General features: G+C 60.6%; 17 protein-coding genes. 7 read left to right on the top strand and 10 right to left on the bottom strand.

Going from position 1 to position 22,751, the window contains the following annotated elements; genetic code table 11:
• Position 1 precedes the first annotated feature (1 nt).
• From VVD49_RS19425 to smc, 9 genes are all read right to left on the bottom strand, one after another.
• Entirely contained in the window at positions 2 to 889 is an 888-nt protein-coding gene (locus VVD49_RS19425) for a DUF2950 domain-containing protein (protein WP_327600887.1), read from the bottom strand.
• Positions 890 to 903: 14 nt separating this feature from the next.
• Positions 904 to 2,217 carry a DUF3300 domain-containing protein gene (locus VVD49_RS19420; protein WP_327600886.1) on the bottom strand — a complete coding sequence of 438 codons (1,314 nt, stop codon included), beginning with the start codon at positions 2,215 to 2,217 and terminating at the stop codon, positions 904 to 906.
• A 312-nt stretch (positions 2,218 to 2,529) separates the two neighbouring features.
• Entirely contained in the window at positions 2,530 to 4,179 is a 1,650-nt protein-coding gene (locus VVD49_RS19415; RefSeq protein WP_327600885.1) for a mechanosensitive ion channel family protein, read from the bottom strand.
• An 8-nt stretch (positions 4,180 to 4,187) separates the two neighbouring features.
• Positions 4,188 to 5,141, bottom strand: coding sequence for a Tll0287-like domain-containing protein (locus VVD49_RS19410; protein WP_327600884.1), 954 nt, complete (start codon positions 5,139 to 5,141; stop codon positions 4,188 to 4,190).
• Positions 5,142 to 5,150: 9 nt separating this feature from the next.
• Positions 5,151 to 5,822, bottom strand: coding sequence for a DUF2625 family protein (locus tag VVD49_RS19405; RefSeq protein ID WP_327600883.1), 672 nt, complete (start codon positions 5,820 to 5,822; stop codon positions 5,151 to 5,153).
• Between the two features lie 47 nt (positions 5,823 to 5,869).
• A complete protein-coding gene (locus tag VVD49_RS19400; RefSeq protein ID WP_327600882.1) occupies positions 5,870 to 6,892 on the bottom strand; it encodes an NAD-dependent epimerase/dehydratase family protein in 1,023 nt (340 codons plus the stop codon).
• A gap of 44 nt (positions 6,893 to 6,936) precedes the next feature.
• Positions 6,937 to 9,009, bottom strand: coding sequence for an NAD-dependent DNA ligase LigA (ligA, locus tag VVD49_RS19395; RefSeq protein ID WP_327600881.1), 2,073 nt, complete (start codon positions 9,007 to 9,009; stop codon positions 6,937 to 6,939).
• Positions 9,010 to 9,089: 80 nt separating this feature from the next.
• Complete coding sequence (locus tag VVD49_RS19390; RefSeq protein WP_327600880.1) at positions 9,090 to 10,232, bottom strand: cell division protein ZipA C-terminal FtsZ-binding domain-containing protein; 1,143 nt, start codon at positions 10,230 to 10,232, stop codon at positions 9,090 to 9,092.
• Between the two features lie 101 nt (positions 10,233 to 10,333).
• Positions 10,334 to 13,897, bottom strand: a complete 3,564-nt coding sequence (gene smc / locus VVD49_RS19385; RefSeq protein WP_327600879.1) for a chromosome segregation protein SMC — start codon at positions 13,895 to 13,897, stop codon at positions 10,334 to 10,336.
• Between the two features lie 228 nt (positions 13,898 to 14,125).
• On the opposite strand from smc, the gene dapC reads away from it, so the two are divergent.
• The 7 genes from dapC to VVD49_RS19350 all read left to right on the top strand — a co-directional run bounded on the left by dapC (position 14,126) and on the right by VVD49_RS19350 (position 21,999).
• Positions 14,126 to 15,310 (top strand): succinyldiaminopimelate transaminase, encoded by a 1,185-nt coding sequence (gene dapC / locus VVD49_RS19380; RefSeq protein ID WP_327600878.1) that lies wholly within the window; start codon positions 14,126 to 14,128, stop codon positions 15,308 to 15,310.
• Positions 15,311 to 15,375: 65 nt separating this feature from the next.
• Positions 15,376 to 16,197 carry a 2,3,4,5-tetrahydropyridine-2,6-dicarboxylate N-succinyltransferase gene (gene dapD / locus VVD49_RS19375; RefSeq protein WP_327600877.1) on the top strand — a complete coding sequence of 274 codons (822 nt, stop codon included), beginning with the start codon at positions 15,376 to 15,378 and terminating at the stop codon, positions 16,195 to 16,197.
• Between the two features lie 103 nt (positions 16,198 to 16,300).
• The gene (locus tag VVD49_RS19370; protein WP_327600876.1) at positions 16,301 to 17,479 is read left to right on the top strand and encodes a PilT/PilU family type 4a pilus ATPase; all 1,179 of its coding nucleotides are present in this window, start codon (positions 16,301 to 16,303) and stop codon (positions 17,477 to 17,479) included.
• A gap of 52 nt (positions 17,480 to 17,531) precedes the next feature.
• On the top strand, positions 17,532 to 18,500 hold the full coding sequence (prmB, locus tag VVD49_RS19365; protein ID WP_327600875.1) for a 50S ribosomal protein L3 N(5)-glutamine methyltransferase: 969 nt from the start codon (positions 17,532 to 17,534) through the stop codon (positions 18,498 to 18,500).
• An 82-nt stretch (positions 18,501 to 18,582) separates the two neighbouring features.
• Positions 18,583 to 19,134 (top strand): response regulator, encoded by a 552-nt coding sequence (locus tag VVD49_RS19360; RefSeq protein WP_327600874.1) that lies wholly within the window; start codon positions 18,583 to 18,585, stop codon positions 19,132 to 19,134.
• A 356-nt stretch (positions 19,135 to 19,490) separates the two neighbouring features.
• Entirely contained in the window at positions 19,491 to 21,614 is a 2,124-nt protein-coding gene (gene dctP / locus VVD49_RS19355; protein WP_327600873.1) for a TRAP transporter substrate-binding protein DctP, read from the top strand.
• A 145-nt stretch (positions 21,615 to 21,759) separates the two neighbouring features.
• Positions 21,760 to 21,999 (top strand): hypothetical protein, encoded by a 240-nt coding sequence (locus VVD49_RS19350; RefSeq protein WP_327600872.1) that lies wholly within the window; start codon positions 21,760 to 21,762, stop codon positions 21,997 to 21,999.
• Positions 22,000 to 22,086: 87 nt separating this feature from the next.
• Here VVD49_RS19350 and VVD49_RS19345 read toward each other — a convergent pair whose 3' ends face one another.
• Positions 22,087 to 22,665 (bottom strand): hypothetical protein, encoded by a 579-nt coding sequence (locus VVD49_RS19345; protein WP_327600871.1) that lies wholly within the window; start codon positions 22,663 to 22,665, stop codon positions 22,087 to 22,089.
• Between the last annotated feature and the right edge of the window lie 86 nt (positions 22,666 to 22,751).

The raw sequence follows: 22,751 nt of genomic DNA, 5'->3' as shown, positions 1-22,751 counted from the left end.
ATTATGGTTTGGGCTTTGGCTGCTTCCAGTTTTCGTCAGGATTGAAAGCCTTGATCGCACTTGCGAGCTTCTGTGTGTCTGCACCCAGATTGCGCTCGTAAACCACGCCATCCTGGTTGACGATAAAGGTCATCACACCGGTTTGGCCGTATTTGACCGGCCAAGCTATTGCCGCGTAACCACTGAGCAGTCGGTTACCGATTACGTAGTCCCGAGCGCCTGCACGCGCTTTAGGCCCCTGTGCTTCAAGAATCTTGAAGTTGTATCCGTGGTAGCCACTTCCGGATTTGGTCGGAATGAATCGCTCTCCGAGTGGACTTTCGTCCCCAAGACTTGGGCTCCAGATCAAGCCATCGCGCTTGCCTTTGCGGCTTACAAAGCGCCGCGCGTACTCGGGAATGCCATCGCCGTTACGATCGACCTGTCCGTATTCGTACTGGGCATCAACGTAAGCAAGAATTGCCTGCATTGCTGACAGTTCGTTAGCGCCGATCCTTCTTTCTTGCAGGGCTGCCTGGCCACCTGAAATATCAAAGCTCCACTTTCCGTTGGACGTGCGATGCATCGGAATCGGGAAGTGCCACTGATCCTTGCCCACCACCAGATCGGCATGATTGCCATCTACTGCGACCGTATGTAAATCACGAGCCTTCTCGAGAAAGGCTTTGCGATCATCCGGATTAGTGTCCTTCGGTATCAGCGTGCGCCACTGCTTGCCGAGCACTTGAGCGAATGCCGCATCGTCACTTGCCAGGACAGCTTGTATCAAAGCATCTGCAGCTGCCTCAGGTGTCGGATATGCCGCTTGGGCCAACACGAAACCTGGCACGCAAAGAGCGCTGGTCAGGACCAGTGTGCGAAGCTTGAAAATCGAAGATATATGTTTCATCAGTTTCTCCTGGCTTAACGACGCCGGCCTCCACCGCCACCACCCATACGGCCGCCGCCTCCGCCGCCGCCACCAAAATGCGCACCTCCGCCGCCACCTGAACGCTCGCGCATGGAGTTGGTGCTGGCACGTCCGCGGTCTGCAGCCCCCGCTCGCGAATTGTCGCGCGCACCGGAAAATGCGCTGTCGTGCCCTCCTCCGCCAAAGTCACGGTTGCCCCCGCCGCCAAAATCGCGCGAACCACCACCTGCCGATCGGTCATTCACCGCACGGCTTGCTGCGTCGCGGTCGGCGCCCTGAAGGCGTTCGCGGCCAGCAGCAGGATCTGCCCCACGTGACTTCAGCGTGTCTGCGGCTTTGGCCCGTTCCTGATCGAGCGCGCCATCCTTGCCACGGAAATTCTCGCGATCCTTAGCGCCGTCGAGTGGCTTCTTGCCGTATTGATCACGGCTCTTGGAGTCGCGGTACGGCACGTCGCCGCGACGCTCGGAGTTATGGGTGAAGTTGCCGTTGCTGATCTTGTTATTGACGTTGATATTGTTGTACTTGTTGACGTTGATGTTCACGTCGCCACGTCCCCAGTTACAACCACCCCACAGACCGTTAGCGATGCCAACGACAGCCGCACCCCAGACGACACCACGTACAAAAGCGCCCCCCGGGTAGTAGTACGGTGGAGGCGCCCAGTAATACGGCGGATAACTCGGGTACCACCAAGGCCCGTACACAACGGACGGTTGATAGACCGGCACGTAAACCTGTTCGGGTTGTGCCGGCTCGACGATGATGACCTGCTTGCCTTCTTCTACTGTGGTCGAGACCTTTTGCTGCTCGGTCGTTTTCAGGTTGCCTGCATCCTGTGCCTTCTTGCGCAGGAACTGGACACGGTCCATGACGCGCCCCGAATCTGCAAGGAAGGCATCGCCTATTTTCTGAATCTGGTCGGGTTTCTCACCCATCATGACGAGCAGCTGAGGAAAAGCCACCAGGGACTGCACAGAGGGATCCCAGGCTTTGTCCTTGATCTTCTCCACCGCGCTATCTCCCTTGTCGTCCGGATGCTGCTTGGACCAGGCGACCGCTTCCTTCACGTCGGCCGGATAAGTGCTAGCCATGAGCACCTGCGAAAGAAGCGAGTCCGGATACAGCGCAATCGGCGCCAGCATCTGGTCAAGCTCCGCGTCGGTAAAAGTGGCATCAGCTGCGCGCGTGTCATTCGATACCCCCAACGTCAGGAATATCAGCGCGGCCGCCACGATCTGCATCAGGCGACGAACCGGATCCGAGATCCAGTACGACGGCAGTTGCGCCGGAAAGTCATGAGTCATTGCATTGCTCCTTTGATTCCGCAACGACCGAAAAATCTGTCTCTGCGGTAGTCACACAAACTACTTCTCACGCTTGGCGGCAATACTACGCCGCGACGACGACACTCCAGCAGCGCGGCATCTGTAAAGACCGCAATGAATGATCGTGACAGCGCTATTGCCGGATGAATAGTACAGCGCAAACCGGGTCACTGCGAGCGACAACATATCGCGGAATGTCCTCACCCCCGGGACGCGGCATGTCGCAAGCGACAGGCAACAAGCATATCCCGCAGGCCGCTCAAAATCAGTGCGCGGCGCGAAGCTCTGACATCAGGATTGAGGTCTCGTGATCCAGCTGTCAATCGTCTGCATGTCGAGCTTGTCGCACGCTGAATGCAGTCGTTGCAGACAGACCAGCAAGGACTGGCGATCCGCTTCGCTGGCTGCTTGCAGCAATTTGCGTAGTGTCGAAGCATTCCAGACCAGCAGCTCACAGTCTTGCGTGGCATGACCTGGAATGGCACTCGGCAGCAACTCGAACACGTTGGCCCAGCCAAGAACGCCGCCGGCCGTCAGGCCGCGCGAAGCTTGCGCAGGGCCGCGCGCGAGGAAAGCTTCACGCTGCTCCGGATTACTGATTCCTGCTGCGATAGCATGATAGGCCAGCCACAGATCATCCGTGACAGCGGCATAACCCGTAGCCAGCGACTGCCCCAGAGGTCCGATGATCTGGGCTGCGTCGCTGATCAATTGCTCCAGCTTGTGGCGCGGCAAGCAAGACTCAAGATGTACGGATTCCGGACCGAACTGCAGCACACGTTGCAAAGCAGCGGTTGCTGCAGCATCGCCGGCCGGGTACTGCTCACGCACGCGACCGCTGAGTACCACTGCGGCCACCTTGGTCGAGATTGTTTCGTACTGTCCGTAGCGATAGCGCTTCGCAGTCGCGCCGAGGCGATCGACCAGCCCAGGACTCAAATCCGGCAACAGATCGCCAAGCAGCGTTCGCCACGCGGGGTTGGGATGCACAGCAGGCGCCGGTGTGGATGAAGCAACGTTGCCCGCCTGAGCCTGGACAGGGCTTGCGACCGTCTCGCTGCGGGGCTGTGTCTTGACGTTGTTGCTGTTGTTGCCAAAGCGCTGTGGCGGCATCAGCTGAAGTCCTTCACGGGACAAGGCGTACCAAAGACGCTCGAGCACCGCTGACGCGACGTGATTGCGCTCCAGGAAATTCATTGTGTAGAAATGCGCGGCGTAGTGCACGCTACCGCTGCGTGGCTCCGTTCCGAGCATGACGACGCTCGGCTCGGGCGTACGGCAAACATGCGGGAGCTCACTGCGCAGGACTCGCATTGCGATACGCATGATTTTTCCGGGCGGCTCCGAGGTCGCCAGATCAAAAAATGCGCTGTGCCGATAAGGCTGATCGCCGCTGATCACTTCCACTGTGTGGCTTGTGAAGTCGCTGTTCGGCAGGATGACGCGCGAACCACGCTCGGTGCGAATGAAAACCGAGCGCCAGTTGAGCGAGATCACCTGCCCCTCCAGATCACCGCGTCGGATGTAGTCACCTACATGCAATGGCCGTTCGATCTCGATCGACACGCCGGAAAAAAGGTGGCCCAAGGTTGGCTGCAACGCCAGACCGATGATCACCGACAGCATCGCCGATGTTGCCAGCAAACCCGTGATTTCCTGGCCGAGGATGAAATGCAGGAAAAAGCCGCCGGCGAGCAGATACAGGAGGATGCGCACGACCGCGCGCAACAGATCGGAAGCAACGTGTGTACGACGCTGGCCGATCAACCAGCTACTGAAGACGTACTGCAAGACCTGGACCGCCGAAATCGCGGTGAAACCCCAAGCGGCGATGAACAGCGCCCTCGCAATCCCGGCGCTGAGAATGCCGGTTTCCTGACCGACCGTGAATTGCAGCAACCAGAGGATCGCGGAGAGCGAGACGAGCAACAAGGTCAACATTGCGCCACTCAACCTTCGTGCGGTGGCTTGGTATCTGCGCCGGAAGCTCCCGGCACGTGACGCCGTATTGCTTCGACAGCGCCATCGACACTGGCCTTCAGACGTGAAATCGCCTCGTGCAGATCCCTGAACTGTCCGCCTTCTGCTTGCAACTCTGACGAGGGCGACGCATTCGTTCGCCGATTGAGGCTGATGTCATGCGCAGAGCGTGTGATGGCTTCAAGCGGTCGCGTCACATGCCTGCGCAACAGCAACAGGAAGATGGTCGACGTCAGGATGAACACGCAGGTCAGTGAGCCTATTGTCACCAGAAAGCTGCTGATGGCCTTGTGACGGGTGGGGGCCACGGGCACCTCGACAACCTGCAAGCCGACTACATCATTGAGCTTCCATCCGAAACCGTTGGACGCGCCGTACTTGGCAATCATGGCTTTGGGCGCCACATCGGCCGTGCTATGGCACTCAAGGCAAGCGGGATTGGAGAGACGGATCGGCCGCGTGACATAAAAGCGTTCGTTGGCGCCCTCACCTAGCTGTCCCGAGAGTTCCTTAAGCTTGCCATCGTCCTGGTAAGCGCGGATCAGCCCGACTTCCCAGTCGCTGGCGCGGTCGACGATATTGGTCGGGTTCAGCGAGGTCTCGCGGTATGTATATTCAGGGTAGTTTTTCGTCAGGCGGCGCATCGCACTTTGCGCAGCAAACGACGGCACCTGCTGCGCGCGGAATTTTCCTGCATCGGTGCCCGATGCATGAGCAGCCTCTGCTTCCTTGACTACCGGCGCCACCTCGTCGACCGTGTAGCTGCGCACAGCCAGCGCGGTGTCGAGCAGCATCTGCGCCTTCTGCATGACCTCGTCGCGCGCCTGGCGCGATTCGAGCGTGTAGGAAACATAACCGGCGATGGAAACGCCGAGCACAAAACAGAAAGCGATAATCCAGCCAAAACGGGTTTCTATGCGCACGATTCTCGGTCAATCCTGTTGGTCGTCATTCATTTCGCGCTGCCGCAGCTGGCGAAGCATATCGCCGTTGAACGCGTACTGCTCTGCCGCACTGATGGCCTTGCGCAGGCTGCTCGTCACTGAACCTTCCGAGGTCCACAAGAACGGGTAGAAGGAAAAACACTCATCAGGAGATACATCCTGCATGGCGGCTTGCCAGCCAGGCCAGCGCAGGTTTTCGTAGAACGCGCCGAGCTGCGCCGTCAGTGCCCAGCACAGGAAGTCCGTGTAACCAGCCCCAAGTGGCTCCCACTCGAGCGTGTCGGGAGCCCAATAGTAGATGGCGCCAGCATCGTCTCCGAGCCCATTGCTGTTGATTGCGAAGAAGCCACCCACAGCATCGTCTGCGATGAGAACGAAACCGTCTGCACGCGCCTTGTTCCAGGCTGCAAGATCGCGCGTAAGCCGCGTGCTCCCGCTGCCGAGGATGCGCAACCACCCATGGTCGATCAGGATGCCGCCCGTTTCATAGGCAACAGCCCCCAGCGTCGATCGGGTACTTACCTGCAGATCAAGCAGCACGTCGTCACGACGCCCTGAAGGTGGCAAGACTTCGTACTGGTTCTCGGAGCTTTCAAGACATTCACGCACCACAGTGATGGCGGAATCGGTCGTATCGATCAGTTCATGCAGGTCGCGCATCGGGAGAGTCGGTCGTTCAAGTGGGGTGGTTCGATCCGGACGGAATTTCAGTCCGGATAGATATTTTCGATCTGTTTCAGAAGGCTCATGTGTGCCGCGTAAAGCCTGTCCTCCAATGCATCCTTCACCGGATCGACGGTATTGGCTTCCGCTTCGTACCACGCCACCAGATCCCGTAAACCCTGCTCGAGCGAGATGCGCGGCCGGAACCCCGGGATGTCGCGACGGATCTTGCTGTTGTCGAAGAGACCTGCATGCGACTTCTCATGGAAGAGATGCAGATTCATTTTCGGTGCGGCATGCATCAGCGCCTGCGAAGACATGTGGAACAGCTCGACTTCCTTGCCCAGGATGCGCCCCAGGGTCAGGTAGGCATCTTTCCACACCGTGCATTCCTCGCTGGTCGCGTGATAGTGCTGGCCGTAAGTTGCCCGATTGCCAACTGCTCCTGCAAAAGCCAGCGCTATATCGGGCGTAAATGTGAAACTCCAGGGGTTATTGCCGTCGCCAAACATGACCAGTGGCTTCCCCTTGTGGATGCGATCCACGACGCCATAGTTCTGACGCAGCACACCGAAGGCACTGGTGCCGGTTCCCAGCGTAAATGACGGTCGGATGATCGTAATGGGTTGCCCGTCACGCATCAGCTGCTGCAGATAGCGCTCCATCTCGGCTTTGTCGAAGGCGCGCGGAAAAGTGCTGGACGGATCTTCGCAGAGGCGCTCGACATCTTCGCGGATCGGCACGGCGCGATACGGTCGCTGGTACGCCAGCGAACTGGAGCAGACGATGAGTTGCTGCACGCGCCCGATGAAGGTCTCGATGCTCGAGCGCGCATCCTCCGGTGTGAAGCAGATCATGTCGATGACGACGTCGAACTGCTCCGCTTGCATGCGCTGGAGGAAGGCTTCGCGATCATTCCGATCACCAATGATCTGACGCACGTCGGAAGACGCTGGTGTCGTGCGCCGACCGCGATTGAACAGCGTGACCTCATGACCATCGGCCAATAGTTGGGCGGTGATGGCGCGACTGATCACGCCGGTACCGCCGAGCACCAGAACTTTCATGAATCCCCCGTATCGTCATTCCCGCTCTTGTGAAAAGAGGTCTCTTATGCGGAAGCCTCGCCGCCATCCGCAATCAGCTTGAGCAAGCCTTCTTCATCGAGCACTGTCACCCCCAGGTCGCGTGCCTTGTCGAGCTTCGAACCCGCCTCGGTACCCGCAACAACATAGCTCGTCTTCTTCGAAACCGAACCACTGACCTTGCCGCCGTGCTGTTCGATCAGGGCGCCCGCCTCGTCGCGACTCATCGTCGGCAGCGTGCCGGTCAGCACGAAGGTCTTGCCAGAGAGCACGCCCTCCCCCGTATTGATGGTTTCCTGAACGAGGATCAGCCCGGCAGCCAGCAATTGCTCCACCACCTCCCGGTTGTGCGGTTCGGCGAAGAAGTCGACGATGCTTTGCGCGACGATAGGGCCGACATCATTCACTGCCAGCAGGGCCTCTATATCAGCATCCATCAGAGCATGGATATTGCCGAAGCGGCGTGCCAGATCTTTCGCGGTGGCCTCGCCAACGTTGCGGATACCCAGCGCAAAGATGAAACGCTGCAGCGGCGCCGTCTTGCTCTTCTCAATTGCGTCGAGGAGATTCTTCGCCGACTTCTCTGCCATGCGTTCGAGGTTGGCAAGTGCCAGCAGCCCGAGTTTGTATATGTCGGCGGGCGTCTTGACGATGGCTGCGTCGACCAGTTGATCGACGAGTTTGTCTCCCAGGCCCTCGATGTCCATGGCGCGGCGCTGCGCAAAATGCAGCAAGGCCTGCTTGCGTTGAGCCGGGCAGAACAGGCCGCCGGTGCAGCGCGCCACGGCTTCATCCTCACCACGCACAACATGCGATCCACATATCGGGCAGACGGGGAAGCGCGCCATCAAGTCGAAGCGTTCAGCACCTTCCGGCCGACGTTCCAGCACCGGACCGACAACCTCGGGAATCACGTCACCCGCACGCCGCACGATCACCCAATCGCCGACACGCACGTCCTTGCGATCGATCTCTCCCTGGTTGTGAAGTGTCGCGTTGGTCACGGTAACGCCGCCGACGAAGACCGGTTTGAGCCGCGCGACCGGCGTGATGGCCCCCGTGCGGCCGACCTGTACTTCAATGTCCAGTAGCTCGGTCAGTTCTTCCTGCGCCGGGTATTTGTGTGCCACTGCCCAGTTCGGCTCGCGATTGCGGAAACCGAGTTCGCGTTGCAGGGACAGGCGATTGACCTTGTAGACCACGCCATCGATATCAAAAGGCAGGCGGTCACGCTTTGCTGCAATCTGCGTGTGGAATTCGACCAAACCTTCGGCGCCCTTCGCGATTGATCGATCGGTGCTCACAGGCAGGCCCAGCGCGGCAAGCGCATCGAGCATCGCTGCGTGGCTGGGCGGTGCGGCATTCCAGCCGACGACCTCGCCAAGACCGTAGGCAAAGAACGTCATCGGGCGAGCGGCCGCCATGGTCGGGTCGAGCTGACGGATTGCGCCGGCTGCCGTATTGCGTGGGTTGATGAATGTCTTCTCGCCCTGCTCGCGCTGACGTTCATTGAGCTTGTCGAATTCGTCACGGCGCATATAGATCTCACCGCGCACTTCCAGCACCTCGGGCACGGAGCTGCCTTTGGCATTGAGACGCAAGGGGATGTTGCGGATCGTGCGTACGTTGTGCGTAACGTCTTCCCCGACTTCACCATCGCCGCGCGTCGCGGCCTGCACGAGAATGCCTTGCTCGTAACGCAGGTTGATCGCCAGCCCATCGAACTTCAGCTCTGCAGCGTATTCGACAGCGGGCGCTTCGGCAGATAGCTCGAGCTTCTTGCGTACGCGTGCGTCGAAAGCAATTGCACCGCCCTCGGTCGTATCCGTCTCTGTCTGGATCGACAGCATTGGCAGCTTGTGGCGGACGGGCGTGAGGGATTTAAGCGGCGCACCGCCAACACGCTGGGTCGGTGAATCCAGCGTCAGCAGCTCGGGGTGTTCGCGCTCGATGCCTTGCAGTTCGCGAAACAGGCGGTCGTATTCCGCATCAGGAACGATGGGGGCGTCGTTCGTGTAATAGGCCTCGGCGTAGCGTGTGAGTTCAGCACGTAGCCAGGCGGCACGTTCGGTGACAGAGGATTGAGTCTGCATGTCCATCAACTCTGACAGATGTGTTCTTCATGAAAATCGGGAGGCGCATGCCTCCCGAACCGTACGCCATGATCCAGACACGGGGCTCAGCGGAACAGACGCAACGCGACTTCGCCGCCCGCGGGAATCCCTTGCCGTTCCATCTGCTGGTCGAACTGCGCGATCTGCCCGCGGATCAGGCTGATCGAGCGCTCCGACAGCAATACCCTGTTGTCATCAACGAGCACGCCATTGAGCGAAGCCGCGAGTTTCTGTGCGAAAGCCACCATCTTGTCGAAGGATGCGACGGGGTCCGGCGCGCGTGGCACATCCAGCGCGACGGTGACGCCCGTGGTGTAGAGGTTGCGCAACTGCTCGGCCGAGAAGGTCGCGGCCTCCTGGTTGGACAGCGTAAACAGCGTGCGGCCGTTGTCGTCCTGCGCGTGATACGCACCATCGGCATGCAGCGTCAGGCCAGCCGCTTCGGCCAGGCCACGGATCTTGGTGCCGGGGAAGCTGCCATCCTTGGCAGCGACATTCACGGCGATCTGGATGTCGACATCCGCACAGAAGCGGTCCAGTTCGTTGGCGCGCTCGAGCACTTCGTTGCGTGCGGGCAGACGCGGCACGGCGAGGAACTGATCGCAGAGACGCTGCACCTGGTCGTAGAAGCGCACGAGGTCTGCGTCGCTCACGGCGCCACGACGATCGGCGAGCTGCAGCGCCGCCGTAGCGCGGTTGAGATTGCCGGGGCTGCGCGCGTCGAGCTCGACCCACTGATTGGCGCCATCGTCCCAACCGAACCAGCGCAGCGGCTTTGAGAAGCCGGCGAGCAAGGCTTGTTGCGCGGTGAATAGCGAAGCCGCAGCAATGCCCGCAGGCGCCTCGACGGTCACGACACAGTCGATGGCTTGCGAGTCAACCGGCAAGCCTGGTTGCGAAGCACGTGCCGACGATGTTCTGGCGCGCGACGATGGCGCTGGCGCCGGAATGTCGAGATCTTCGTGGCTCTCTGGCGTATCGAAGGGATTCGCGGAACCGAACGAGGTTGGCTCCATGCGACCGCCGGGGGCTGGTGGAATGGCTGCTATGTCTTCGCCGTCAAGCAGCGCATCACGCTCGCCAGGACGGAATAGTTGTTCTGCATGCTTGCGCGCGCGGCGCTCTTGCCACAGGTTGTAGCCGACGACTGCAACAACTGCCGCACCGCCCGCACAGACCAACCCGAGTTGTAGGTCACTGAATGCCATTGTTTTTACGACTGCTCTCTCAATACTGCCGATTTCTTTTCAGGCCGGCATGCTGTGCTGCCGACCACCATTTTGTTCTCTGACCGCTCTTCGTCGGCCATTTACTGGCTAGCTGCCGTCTCTGCATCCTGTGCGGCGGGCGCTGTCACCAAAGGTTCCGCCATTTTCAGTGCGGCATCGATATCCACTTCAACCACGCGGGACACGCCCTGCTCCTGCATGGTCACACCAACAAGTTGCTGCGCCCGCTCCATCGTGATCTTGCTGTGACTGATGAACACGAACTGCGTCACCGATGACATGCGCTTGACCATCTCACAATAGCGTTCGGTATTCGTATCATCCAGCGGCGCATCCACTTCATCGAGCATGCAGAACGGCGCTGGGTTTAGCTGGAACATGGCGAAGACAAGTGCGATGGCGGTCAGCGCTTTCTCGCCACCCGACAACAGGTGGATCGACGTGTTCTTCTTGCCGGGCGGGCGCGCCACGATCTGCACGCCTGCGTCCAGCACATCGTCACCGACCAGTACCAGCTCCGCCTCACCACCGCCGAAAAGCTGCGGGAAGAGTTCGCCGAAGTGACGATTCACCGTATTGTACGTCGCCTGCATCGCCTCGCGCGTATCGCGGTCGATGCGGCGAATGGCGTCCTCGAGCGTGCCGATGGCCTGCATCAGGTCGTCGTACTGCGCGTCGAGGTAGGTCTTGCGTTCGGTCGTCGTGCTCAATTCGGTCAGCGCGGCGAGATTCACTGGCCCCAACTCGGCGATCTCACGCGTGAGTCGCGCGACCTCACGCGTCAGGCTCGTTTCCTTGAGCCCCTCAAGCCGTTCGCTGTCGATGCTTCTGGCATCGACGTTCAATTCCGTCAGACGCTCGTTCGCCTGCGTGATGGCAATCTCAGCAGCTTGTCGCGCCATGCGGCCTGCGGCCTGCGCCTCGCGCAGCGGCTCCAGACCTTGTTCGCAGCGCAGGCGCTCTTCGTCTTGCGTGCGCAGGGCGGTCGTGATTTCCTCGAGTGCCTGACGTCGCTTGAGCAGCTCCGCCTCACGTGCTCCACGCAGCTGCAAAGCTGTTTGCAGCGAGGTATTGAGGTTGCTTTCGTCGAGGCCGTCGCGCTCGGCGATCAGATGGGCGAGCTCGACTTCGCCACGCGAAATTTCTTCGCGCACCAGCGCTTCGTTGCGCGCGATATCGTCGAGCTTGCTCTGGCATTCGCGCAGCGCAAATTCAGCCTCCTGCAAGCTGCGCAATTGGCGCGCGCTCATCTCGCGCGTCTGCGTCTGCCCCTGCTCGGCATGAGACAAGGCTTGCTCGGCGCTGGAGAGCTGAACGCGTAGCCCGTTGGCGGCGAGCTGGTGACGGTCCAGCGCTTCGGCTGCCGCTTGCTTCTGGCCCAATTCGGTCGCCTTGGCACGCTCGACCTCGTCGCGCTCGCGCGTGAGCTGTACCGAACGTTCTTCATGGCGGGCAAGCGCCTGCTGCAATTGCACGAGCGCGAGTTGCGCAGAATGCTGGGCTTGCCGGAAGCGCGCCAGTTGCTCGCGGCTGGTCGCGAGGTTGGTCTGCGCATCGTGCGCAGCAGTGTCGAGTTCAGCCGTTACGGCTTGCTGTTGTTCGTGCTCGAGCTCCGCTGCATCAAGGCTGGCGGTGAGCTGCTCCATCTCGCGCTGACGTTCCAGCGCACCATGCGTGCGGGCGTCCGGTGCAAACAGGATGATCTCGCCGGCACTCAGCAACTGGCCGGACTTCGCTACCAGCGTCACGCCGGCCGGCAGTTCGTGATCCACCCAAGAAGTGAGCTCATCGACCACGAATACATTCACCAGCCAGGCGTCGAGTACGGGACCGAGGCTGCTCTGGCGTGTGCTGACGAGCTCGCGGAATGCCCGTGTGCCCGAGGGCGCTTCGATTTGCGTCGTACCTGCTGATGCATTGGCCTCGCGCAACAACACCGTCGTCACAGGTGCGGACTGGGACAATATCTCGCGCGTCGCGTCGGGCGACAGAGGCCCCCGTGCGCCAAGACGCTCTCGCAGAGCGGCCTCCAGCGCCAGCTCCCAGCCAGTCTCGACGGAAATCTGCTGCCAGGCTGGATCGAGCGCGGCGAGACCGGATGTGCGCAGCCAGTCGGCAAGATCGCCCTGGTCGCGCAGGCGGCTTTGCAGTGCCTTCAATGCGTCGAGGCGCGCGCGGATTGCCGTGACCTGCCCGCCAGCCTGTTTTTCGGACTCTTGCGCTGCACGCAGCCGGGTCTGCAGGTCCTGCAGCGCGTTCGTTCTTTGCGCCAGCATTTCTTCGCCTGCGTCGATGTCTTCCGACAGTGACGCAGCCTTGGCTTCTGCAATGTCCAGTTCTTCAGCAGGCGGGGCGACCAAGCTGCCCTGCTCATCCAGGATGCGTTTCTGGCGCTCCTCGAGCCCCAGTAAAGCTCGCTCGCTGGCGCTACGCCGCGTTTCCTCCACGCGTGCCTGCTGATCGGCCATGGCCAGTTCGCGCCGTATACCATCGAGGGCAACGCGCGCTTCGGCCAGCGCCTGCTCGGCGCCCGGTTGCTGTGCCTGGGTACCTTCGTGCGCGAGGCGTGCGTCGGCAAGGCCTTTTTCGGCAACGACCGCCTGTGCCGTCCAGCGCTCACGATCCGCAGCCAGCGCCGTTGCACGACCCTGCCACTGCGCGGCAGCCGCACCTAGTTGATCAATGCGCTGGGCGAGTCGCGTGCGTTGCTCGCGCAGCACCCGCAATTCGTTTTCGATGCGCGAGACTTCGGCAGCAATCGCGTACACATCGCCCTGCGCGAGGCCGACTGCTTCGGACATGCGCGTGTGCTGCTCGCGCGCAGTGCTGAGGCGAACTTCGATCTGGCGCAGGTTTTCCTGGGCGGCCTCCAGGCTGCGGCCACTGTCAGCGACGGCAGTATCCGCAAGCTGCAATTCGCGCTCACCTTCACGCAGCTTGAGCACCCACAGCAGGCTCTGGCGATCCAGCAGGTTGTCGTTGAGCGTGCGCCAGGTCTGCGCGACCTCGGCCTGACCGGAGAGACGCGTGATCTGCTGGCCCAGTTCGGCCCGCAGGTCTTCGAGGCGAGCAAGGTTGTCGCGCGCGTCGGCCAAGCGTCCTTCCGTTTCACGCCGCCGTTCCTTGTACTTGGTGATGCCGGCCGCTTCTTCGAGAAAAGCGCGCACCTCTTCCGGCCGCGCCTCGATGACGCGCGAAATCATGCCTTGCTCGATGATGGCGTAGGCGCGCGGGCCGAGGCCGGTGCCTAGGAACAGGTCGATCACGTCCTTGCGGCGCACGCGGACGTTGTTGATCAGGTAGTCGGAGTCGCCAGAGCGATCCAGCACGCGCTTGACGGCAATCTCGGCGTATTGCGACCACTGGCCAGCCGCCTTGCCGTCGGCGTTGTCGAAGATGAGTTCAACGCTGGCGCGTGACACGGGTTTTCGCGTCGTCGAGCCATTGAAGATCACGTCCTGCATCGAATCGCCGCGCAGCGCCGAGGCGCGCGATTCGCCGAGCACCCAGCGCACGGCATCGATCAGGTTGGACTTGCCGCAACCGTTCGGCCCGACGATGCCGACCAGCTGGCCGGGGGTCAGCACGGTCGTTGGATCAACGAAGGACTTGAAACCGGCAAGTTTTAGCTTCGAGAGGCGCACGTGAGTGTCGTGTCGGGTGCCGGATGCGTTGAGTTTGTCATCACTTTCCGGGATTGAGAGCCGGAAAGACCGCTAAAAACATCGGGGTCACTTGCTGAACAAGCCGGGATCGCAAGGACCGACGGGCTTGGCGGGCTATAATATCACCCGAATCAACGCTGGCCGGGCACCCGAAAGGGGGATCTCCGGCCACCCAACCCGATCGAGCTTCCGCCTGTGAATCCCGCCGTGAACCCTCTTCTCGACACGCTTCATCCCTACCCTTTTGAAAAGCTGCGCGCCCTGTTTGCCGGGATTACGCCGCCAGCCTTGTCGCCTATCCGCCTGTCCATCGGCGAGCCGCAGCACGAAACCCCACAGCTGGTGAAGCAGGCGCTTGTCGATTCCCTCGGCGGCCTTTCAATCTATCCGACCACGCTTGGTGTCGATGCCTTGCGCGAGTCGATTGCACAGTGGCTGCAGCGCCGTTTCGAAGTCTCAGCGATCAATCCGGCCACGCAGGTATTGCCGGTCAATGGTACGCGGGAGGCTTTGTTCGCCTTTGCCCAATGTGTCGTGGACGCTTCAAAACCCGGTGCTTTGGTCGGGAGCCCGAACCCCTTCTATCAGATCTATGAAGGCGCGGCCTTGCTGGCCGGTGCCGAGCCGGTATTCCTCAACCAGACGCCGGAAAACAATTTCGGTTTCGACCTCGACAGCCTCAGCGCGGAGCAATGGTCGCGCGTCCAGTTGCTGTTCGTCTGTTCGCCGGGCAACCCGACCGGCCGCGTGCTGAGCCTGGATGAATGGCGTGAGCTGTTTGCACTGTCGGACAAGTACGGCTTCGTGATTGCCGCCGACGAATGTTATTCCGAGATCTATTTCGACGAAGCCCATCCACCGCTGGGCGCCTTGCAGGCGGCACAGCAATTGGGGCGCGAAGGCTTCCCGCGCCTGGTCGTGTTCCACAGTCTGTCGAAGCGTTCCAACGTGCCCGGCCTGCGCTCGGGCTTCGTGGCAGGTGACGCGGCCATCCTCAAGAAATTCCTGCTGTATCGCACCTACCACGGCTGCGCGATGAGCCAGACGGTACAACTCGCCAGCATTGCAGCCTGGAATGATGAACAGCACGTCATCGAGAATCGCCGCCAGTACCGCGAGAAGTTCGAGACGCTGGTGCCGATGCTGGCTCCCGTGCTCGACGTGAAGATGCCGGACGCGGCCTTTTACTTGTGGGCGCGGACACCCGGCGACGACGCCGAATTCGCCCGCGCGCTGTTTGCGCAGACGCATGTCACGGTGCTGCCCGGCCAGTACCTGGCGCGTGAGGCCTACGGCATCAATCCCGGCAAGGGTTTTGTACGCATTGCCCTGGTCGACAACGTCGCTCCATGTATCGAGGCGGCTGAGCGCATCGTCAGATTCTGCAAATAAGTCTGCAAGTAAGGTTTTTCGAGCAATCCACCCCAAGAACTATCAGTCAGAAAAGAAGGAACACCATGTCACACCCACTGGAAGGCCTGATCAACGAAGCTTTCGAACGCCGCGCCGAGATTACTCATGGCTGCGCCGAACCACAGTTGGCCGCGGCAATCGCGACCGTCATCTCCGACCTGGACAGCGGCAAGCTGCGCGTTGCCGAGAAGATCAATGGCGAGTGGGTGACCCACCAGTGGATCAAGAAGGCCGTGCTGTTGTACTTCCGCACCCACGACAATCGCGTCGTGAACAGCGGCGACATCCGTTACTTTGACAAGGTGCCGACCAAGTTCGCAGACTACTCGGAACAGGACTTCCGCAATGGTGGTTTCCGTGTCGTGCCTTCAGCGGTCGCGCGCAAAGGTACTTTCATCGGCCGCAACGTGGTGCTGATGCCCTCCTACGTCAATATCGGCGCGTATGTCGATGAGGGCACGATGGTCGACACATGGGCAACGGTCGGTTCGTGCGCGCAGATCGGCAAGAACGTGCACCTTTCGGGTGGCGTCGGTATCGGTGGCGTGCTCGAGCCGCTCCAAGCCAACCCGACCATCATCGAAGACAACTGCTTCATCGGCGCCCGTTCGGAAGTCGTGGAAGGCGTGATCGTCGAAGAAAACTCCGTCATTTCGATGGGTGTGTATATCGGCAAGAGCACGAAGATCTACGACCGCGCTACCGGTGAAATCACCTACGGTCGCATTCCATCGGGCTCGGTGGTGGTGTCTGGTAACCTGCCTTCGGCTGACGGCAAGTATTCACTGTATTGCGCTGTCATCGTGAAGCGTGTGGATGCCCAGACGCGTGCCAAAACCTCGATCAACGAGTTGCTGCGCGACTGAAGCATGGAGGGGTGAGACGGACTCTCACCCCTACGAATCGGTGATGGGAAGCTACATCGGGGCGGCGTAGCTGCCCTGATAATCCAAGAACTGGGGAGTTGCCATGATTTTTGATCGTCTGTTCCAGCTCATGGCGGAGCGCCAGGCGTCGGACATTTTCGTGTCCGCCGGCGCGCCGATCCATATCAAGATCAATGGCGCCATCGTGCCCATCAACCAGCAGATCATGGAACCCGCCGTGATCCAGAAGATGGGTTACGAAATGCTGACGGCCGAGCAGGTCGCGCGCTTCGAGAAGGATCGCGAGCTGAACGTATCCTTTGGCCGCAAGGACGTCGGCAACTTCCGTATCAACTTCTTCTGGCAGCGCTCCAGCATCGGTATCGTGGTGCGCTTCATCCAGAGCGACATTCCTCCGCTGCACACCCTGGGGCTGCCCCCGGTGCTGGAAGAAATCATCATGGAGAAGCGCGGTCTGGTGCTCGTTGTAGGCGCCACCGGCTCGGGCAAGTCCACCACCATTGCCTCGATGCTGGACCATCGCAATACGAATGCGACGGGCCACATCCTGACAGTCGAAGATCCGATCGAGTACCTGTTCCAGCACAAACGCTCCATCGTCAATCAGCGTGAAGTCGGCTTCGACAGCCATACCTGGAACGATGCGCTGAAGAATGCGCTGCGCCAGGCACCCGATGTCATCCTGATCGGTGAAATCCGCGATCTGGAAACGATGAAGCTGGCCATCTCGTATGCACAGTCTGGCCACCTCGTCGTAGCGACTTTGCACGCCAACAACTCGTATCACGCCCTCAATCGCATCTCCAGCTTCTTCCCGCTGGAGAATCGCGCGTTGCTGTACCTCGACCTTTCAGTCTCCCTGCGCTCCGTCGTGTCGCAGCGCCTGGTACGCCTGCCCGACGGCAGCCGTATCCCGGCCGTCGAGGTTCTGAACAACACGCGCCACATTGCCGATCTGATCGAGCGCGGCGAATTCAATGGCGTGAAGGAAGCCATGGAGCAGTCGCTTGCCCCAGGCTCACAAACCTTCGAACAAGACCTGTATCGCCTCTATCGCGAAAACATCATCACGCTGGACGAAGCGCTGCTGAATTCGGATTCGCCTACGAACTTCTCCTGGCTGGTGAACAATTCGCAGTCGAAGGATGATCACGCGCTGATCACACCGGGCGACTCCGCTTCCCTCGTCGAGTTTGAATCGACGGAGGAGGATGGCGCCTCCTTCAGCTCCTTCACCCTGCACATGGAAGAGCCGACCTGAACGTCGGTTCAGACAACCCAACTTTTCGTGCTCCTGAGAACCCCCGAACACCATGCACAACCACGACGAGCACGAACACACTGATGCGTGCGGCGATGACTGCGGTCATGACCATAGCCACGACCATCAGCACTCACCCGCTGACGAACTGATCACAGTACGCGACCTGGTGCGCTACGCCACCAGTCGCTTCAATCGCAAGAAAATCTTCTTCGGCCACGGCTTGCAGGATGCTTATGACGAGGCCGTCTACCTCGTACTGCACACCCTGCATCTGCCGCTGGATCGCCTCGACCCTTTTCTCGATGCCTGCATTCCGGCGGAAGAGCGCGGCGAAGTCATCGACATCATCCATCGTCGCAGCGACGAACGCATTCCGGCGGCCTACCTCACGCGCGAAGCCTGGCTCGGCCAGTTCCGCTTCTATGTCGATGAGCGCGTCATCGTGCCCCGCTCGTTCTGCGCGGAACTGCTGGAAGGCGGCCTCGGACCGTGGATTCCCGATGACGAGGCCGTGACGCATGCGCTGGACTTGTGTACTGGCAGCGGCTGCCTTGCGATCCTCATGGCGCATCGCTACCCCTATGCGGAGATCGATGCCATTGACCTCTCGCCGGACGCGCTCGACGTCGCCGCCATCAATGTCGAGGACTACGGCCTGCAGGACCGCGTCAATCTCATAGAGTCCGACGTGTTCGATGCCCTCGCCGACGATCAGCGCCGCTACGACCTGATCATTTCCAACCCACCTTACGTGACCCAGGAATCGGTCGATAACCTGCCCGACGAATATCGTCATGAGCCGGCGATGTCTCTTGGGGCAGGCGCGGATGGCATGGACATCGTGCGGCGTATCATTGCCCAGGCGGGCCGCTATCTGAAACCGGATGGCATCCTGATCATCGAAGTCGGTTATAACCGTGCGGAGTTCGAAGCGGCATTTCCTGCGCTGGAGGCAGTCTGGCTCAGCCAGTCCGCCCAGGACGAAATGGTGCTGTTGCTGAGGGCCGATCAGTTGTAGAAGCGGTTTCGACGAAGCTGCTCAGATACAACAAGCGCTGTAAGCCGGATGTCTCGGGGGAGAGAGAAGGAGTAATGCAGCTGTGAGTATCTTCAAAACATTCAAGACGATTTTCGCCAAGTCCGGCGAGCCGCGCGTCGAAGAGCAGGAAGCAGCGCTCGATAATCCTGGCAGGATTGGCGATCGCCGTAGCCGGAAACGTCGTGATGCGCGCGAGGGGACGCGCGCACTCATCATCGACGACTCCCCCACCATCGTCGCTGCGCTGAAGCGCTTCCTGCGTTCAGCCGGCTACATCACGCTCGAAGCGGGCGATGCCGAGAAAGGCATCGAGATTGCCCGCACCGAGAACCCCGAGCTGATCTTCCTCGACATCGTGCTGCCCGGCATGAACGGCTTTGCCGCCTTGCGCATGCTGCGTCGCGATCCCGCCACCAAAGACGTGCCCATCATCATGATCAGCGGCAACGAGCAGGCGACCGAGCAATTCTTCGGTACCCGCATCGGTGCCGATGATTTCATGAAGAAGCCTTTCTCACGCTTCGAGGTCTTCGCACGCATCGAGCGCCTGCTCGACGCCGACCTCGTGCCGCGCCGCACGGCAGCCAGCACCAATCAGCCCAAGCCCGTCTGAAACACTGCTCGCTGTGCGGTTTGTCACACTTTGGCGGGAGGGCGTCGCCCATGCGTCGCGCCCTTTCGCTGTGTGAATGCAAACAACAGTAAAACCTTTAACAGCATTGCGCCCTGTTTTCCTTCCGCGCGCCGCTCCAGACGCGAACTTTTCCTCTGAAACCCCCGTCACTACGCCGTTTTGCTTTCCGCCACGCTCGCTGAAGCGCTGACTGCCTGCAAGGCAACCCCGGTTAAAGCTTGGCGCGCCTTCGGCCGTTGAACCTCACAGCCCGAGGTGACGCCCGCCACACGCACGCGTGGTGTCGTCGCCCGACCGGAGGAGGCTGTCCGTTTTCAAGAAGCTGGAGAAATGGGATGACCATTACCCGCAAGATATTTTTGCTCGTTTGTGTTGCACTGCTGACTACTGCCACCGTCACCATCGTCTCCCTGTGGGGCTTGTCTGATGCACTGGCGTCGGTCTCCGGCGCAGCCAAGGAACAACTCTCAGGAACGAGAACCCTGACCATCGTCATGGGCCTGCTCGGTGTCGGAGTGATGGCCACGATGGGATGGTTCATGGGGCGCGCCATCGTCAAGCCTCTGGAAGACGTCCAAAAAGCGATTACTCGCACCGCTGACAAACTCGACTTCACCGAATCAATCCGCTTTTCGTCCAGCGACGAGCTGGGCCGCATCGTTGACGCTTACAACCGCCTGCTGGCCAAACTGCGTGGCAGTTTCATGGAAATCCAGGCATCGACAGCACAGATGCTGGATGTAACCGAAGAGGTCGATCGCTCCTCACGCAAGATCGCGCGCAACTCGCAGATGCAGAGCGATGCCTCGACCAATATGGCTGCTTCGGTCGAAGAGATGACCGTCAGCATTTCCATGGTGGCGCAGCAGGCCAAGGACGCCAGCTCGCACACGCAGGAATCGCGCAACATCGCCGAGCACAGCTCCGAGGTGATCGTCACCACGCTGACCGGCATCCAGACCATTTCCGATTCGGTTCGCGAAGCCGCTGGCCGCATCAAGGCGCTGCGTTCGGATTGCGACAGCATCTCGACCGTTGCCAAGATGATTCGCGAAATCGCCGAGCAGACCAACTTGCTGGCGCTCAATGCCGCCATTGAAGCTGCGCGCGCCGGCGAGCAGGGCCGTGGCTTTGCCGTGGTGGCTGACGAAGTGCGCAAGCTGGCCGAACGCACGGCCAAATCCACCCAGGAAATCAGTAGCCTGCTGGGCCGCATGCAGGACAGCGCCAAGCTCGCGGTAACGAGCATGGTGACGACTGAAGAGGCCGTCGAGAGCGGTGTCGACAATGCCCGCGCGGCTGGCGAATCCATCGATCGCATCAAGGACGGCTCGACCGCCGCGGCCAACGTGGTGGAAGACATCTCCGGCGCCATCCGCGAGCAACAGGCAGGCAGCACGGCCATCGCGCAGAACATCGAACAGATGGCGCAGATGAGCGAGCAGAATTCCGCCGCTGCCGCAGCTTCTGCTGAAGCCATAGGCCGCATGTCGAGCATGAGCCGCGAAATCGTGCGTGCCCTGTCGATCTACCGCGTCGATGCCAGCGCATCGCAGAAAGTGCAGTTGCGCGTCGCCGACATCCAGAGCGACGACTTCCCCACCGTGCGCGCCCTCAAGGCCATGAGCGAGCTGCTCAGCCAGCGCACCAATGGCCGCATCTCGCTGAAGGTCTATGCGAGCGGTTCTTTCGGTTCGGAAAAGGAAGCACTCGAACAGATGAAGACCGGTGCGCTCGACATGGCGCGCATCAACATCTCGCCGCTCAACAAGAGCTGCCCGGAAACCATCATCCCCACCCTGCCCTTCCTGTTCCGCGATATCTCGCACATGCAGCGGGCGCTGGATGGCGCGCCGGGTGAAGCGATCCTCGCCTCCTGTCTCAACGAAGGCTATGTCGGCCTCGCGTTCTACGACAGTGGCGTGCGCTGTATCTACACCAACAAGCCGATCCGTTCGATCGCCGATGTGCGTGGCATGAAGCTGCGCGTGCCGCAGTCCGATCTGTGGATCGCCGTGGCCAATGCCATGGGCGCGACGGCAACGCCAATGTCGATCGACGAAATCATCAACGGCGCAAAGATGGGCCTGATCGACGCGGCCGAGAACAACCTGCTCGCCTATGAGAGCTTCAAGCACTCCCAGGTGTTCAAGCACTTCTCGCACACCGATCACTCGATGGCGCCGGACGTGCTCGTGTTCTCGAAAAAGAGCTGGGACGGCCTCAGCGAGGAAGACCAGAAGATCATCCGCCAGGCTGCAAAGGAATCCGTGCCGCAGATGCGTCGCTTCTGGGCCGATCGCGAAGGCGCTGCCCGCAAGTCGCTCATCGAAGCCGGTTGCCAGTTCGTCACCGGTGTCGACAAGGGCCCGTTCCAGCAAGCCATGCGTCCGGTGTACGACCGCTTTGTCACCACAGACAAGCAACGCTCGCTGTTGAGCACCATCCAGAGCATGTAATCCGGCAAGGCTGGAAACGAGAAGAGCTGCCTGCGGGCAGCTCTTTTTGTTTGTGCGATGCCGTTCGCGGAGAGGCATGGCGATTGCTGAACCTTCTGTAGCCGAACCCACTATCGGTTGAACACCATCCAGAAGGAGAACGCACATGTCTTCATTACTTGATCCGGAAGCAATCGAGATCGTTCCACAGCGTCATAACGAATATGGCCCTGGCGACACATCAGACTCGGCCAGTGACGTGCTTGGCAGTGATGCACAGGAGTCCGACACTTCGACGGGCACCGGCGAACGCTCATCCGTCGAATCCGTTGCCCCCAGCCAGACAGAGCAGGATATTGCACCTGACAAGATCATCAGCCCTGCCGAAGAAGCCGAAGGCAACTAGGCCTCAGAACCCTGCCCCTCAGACCCCTGCAGCAAGCAAACACGAACGGCCCGCAACGCGGGCCTTCGTTTTTCTTGCTGCCTGAGCTCAGGCGTGGCTTGGCGTGACCTTGTCGCTGAGCACTGGCGGCACCACCGGATCGAAGTCCACCCAGCGCCCTTCGCTCCAGCGCCCGCTGGCGCGCTCTACATCATCACCACCGTGATTCTTGAGCAGGTTCGAAGCAAACGCCTCATTCTCCAGCGTGACGTGCACAGCCAGCAGGACGCCGGCATGTCGCACATCCAGCGCCGTGCCAGGTGCGCGCAACTGCGGTATCACGCGCATGCCGTTGAGCGCCCCTACCAGAGAGCCGATGTAGGTGCCGATACCGATGGCGATCGCAGCAACGACCGGACTCAGTTCGAGCAAGCCGATCAGCAAGGCACTCGCCGCGACCCCTATTGCGGCGCCAATACCGGCACCGATGATCATGGGCATATGTGCCCCCTTGGCGACGCGGTCGGCGTACTCGTCGCCACCCGTTGGCAAGCGATTGTGCATGCCCGGTGGATTGACAAAAAAGATGGAAACATCCGATTCCTCGAAACCGTTCCCGAACAGGATACTCGCCGCATTTTCTGCTTCGGCGAAGGTGGTGAAACGCGCAGCGACAATGAGTGACATGACAATTCTCCATACACAGGAAACATGTATGAAGCCGCAGAAAGCGTTCCCGCAGGGGTCTCTTGCGGGCACGTCGATTGCACAGC

The sequence above is a fragment of the Uliginosibacterium silvisoli genome (assembly GCF_036017035.1).
GTDB lineage: Bacteria > Pseudomonadota > Gammaproteobacteria > Burkholderiales > Rhodocyclaceae > Viridibacterium > Viridibacterium silvisoli.
This window is presented reverse-complemented; position numbering and strand designations above follow the sequence as displayed.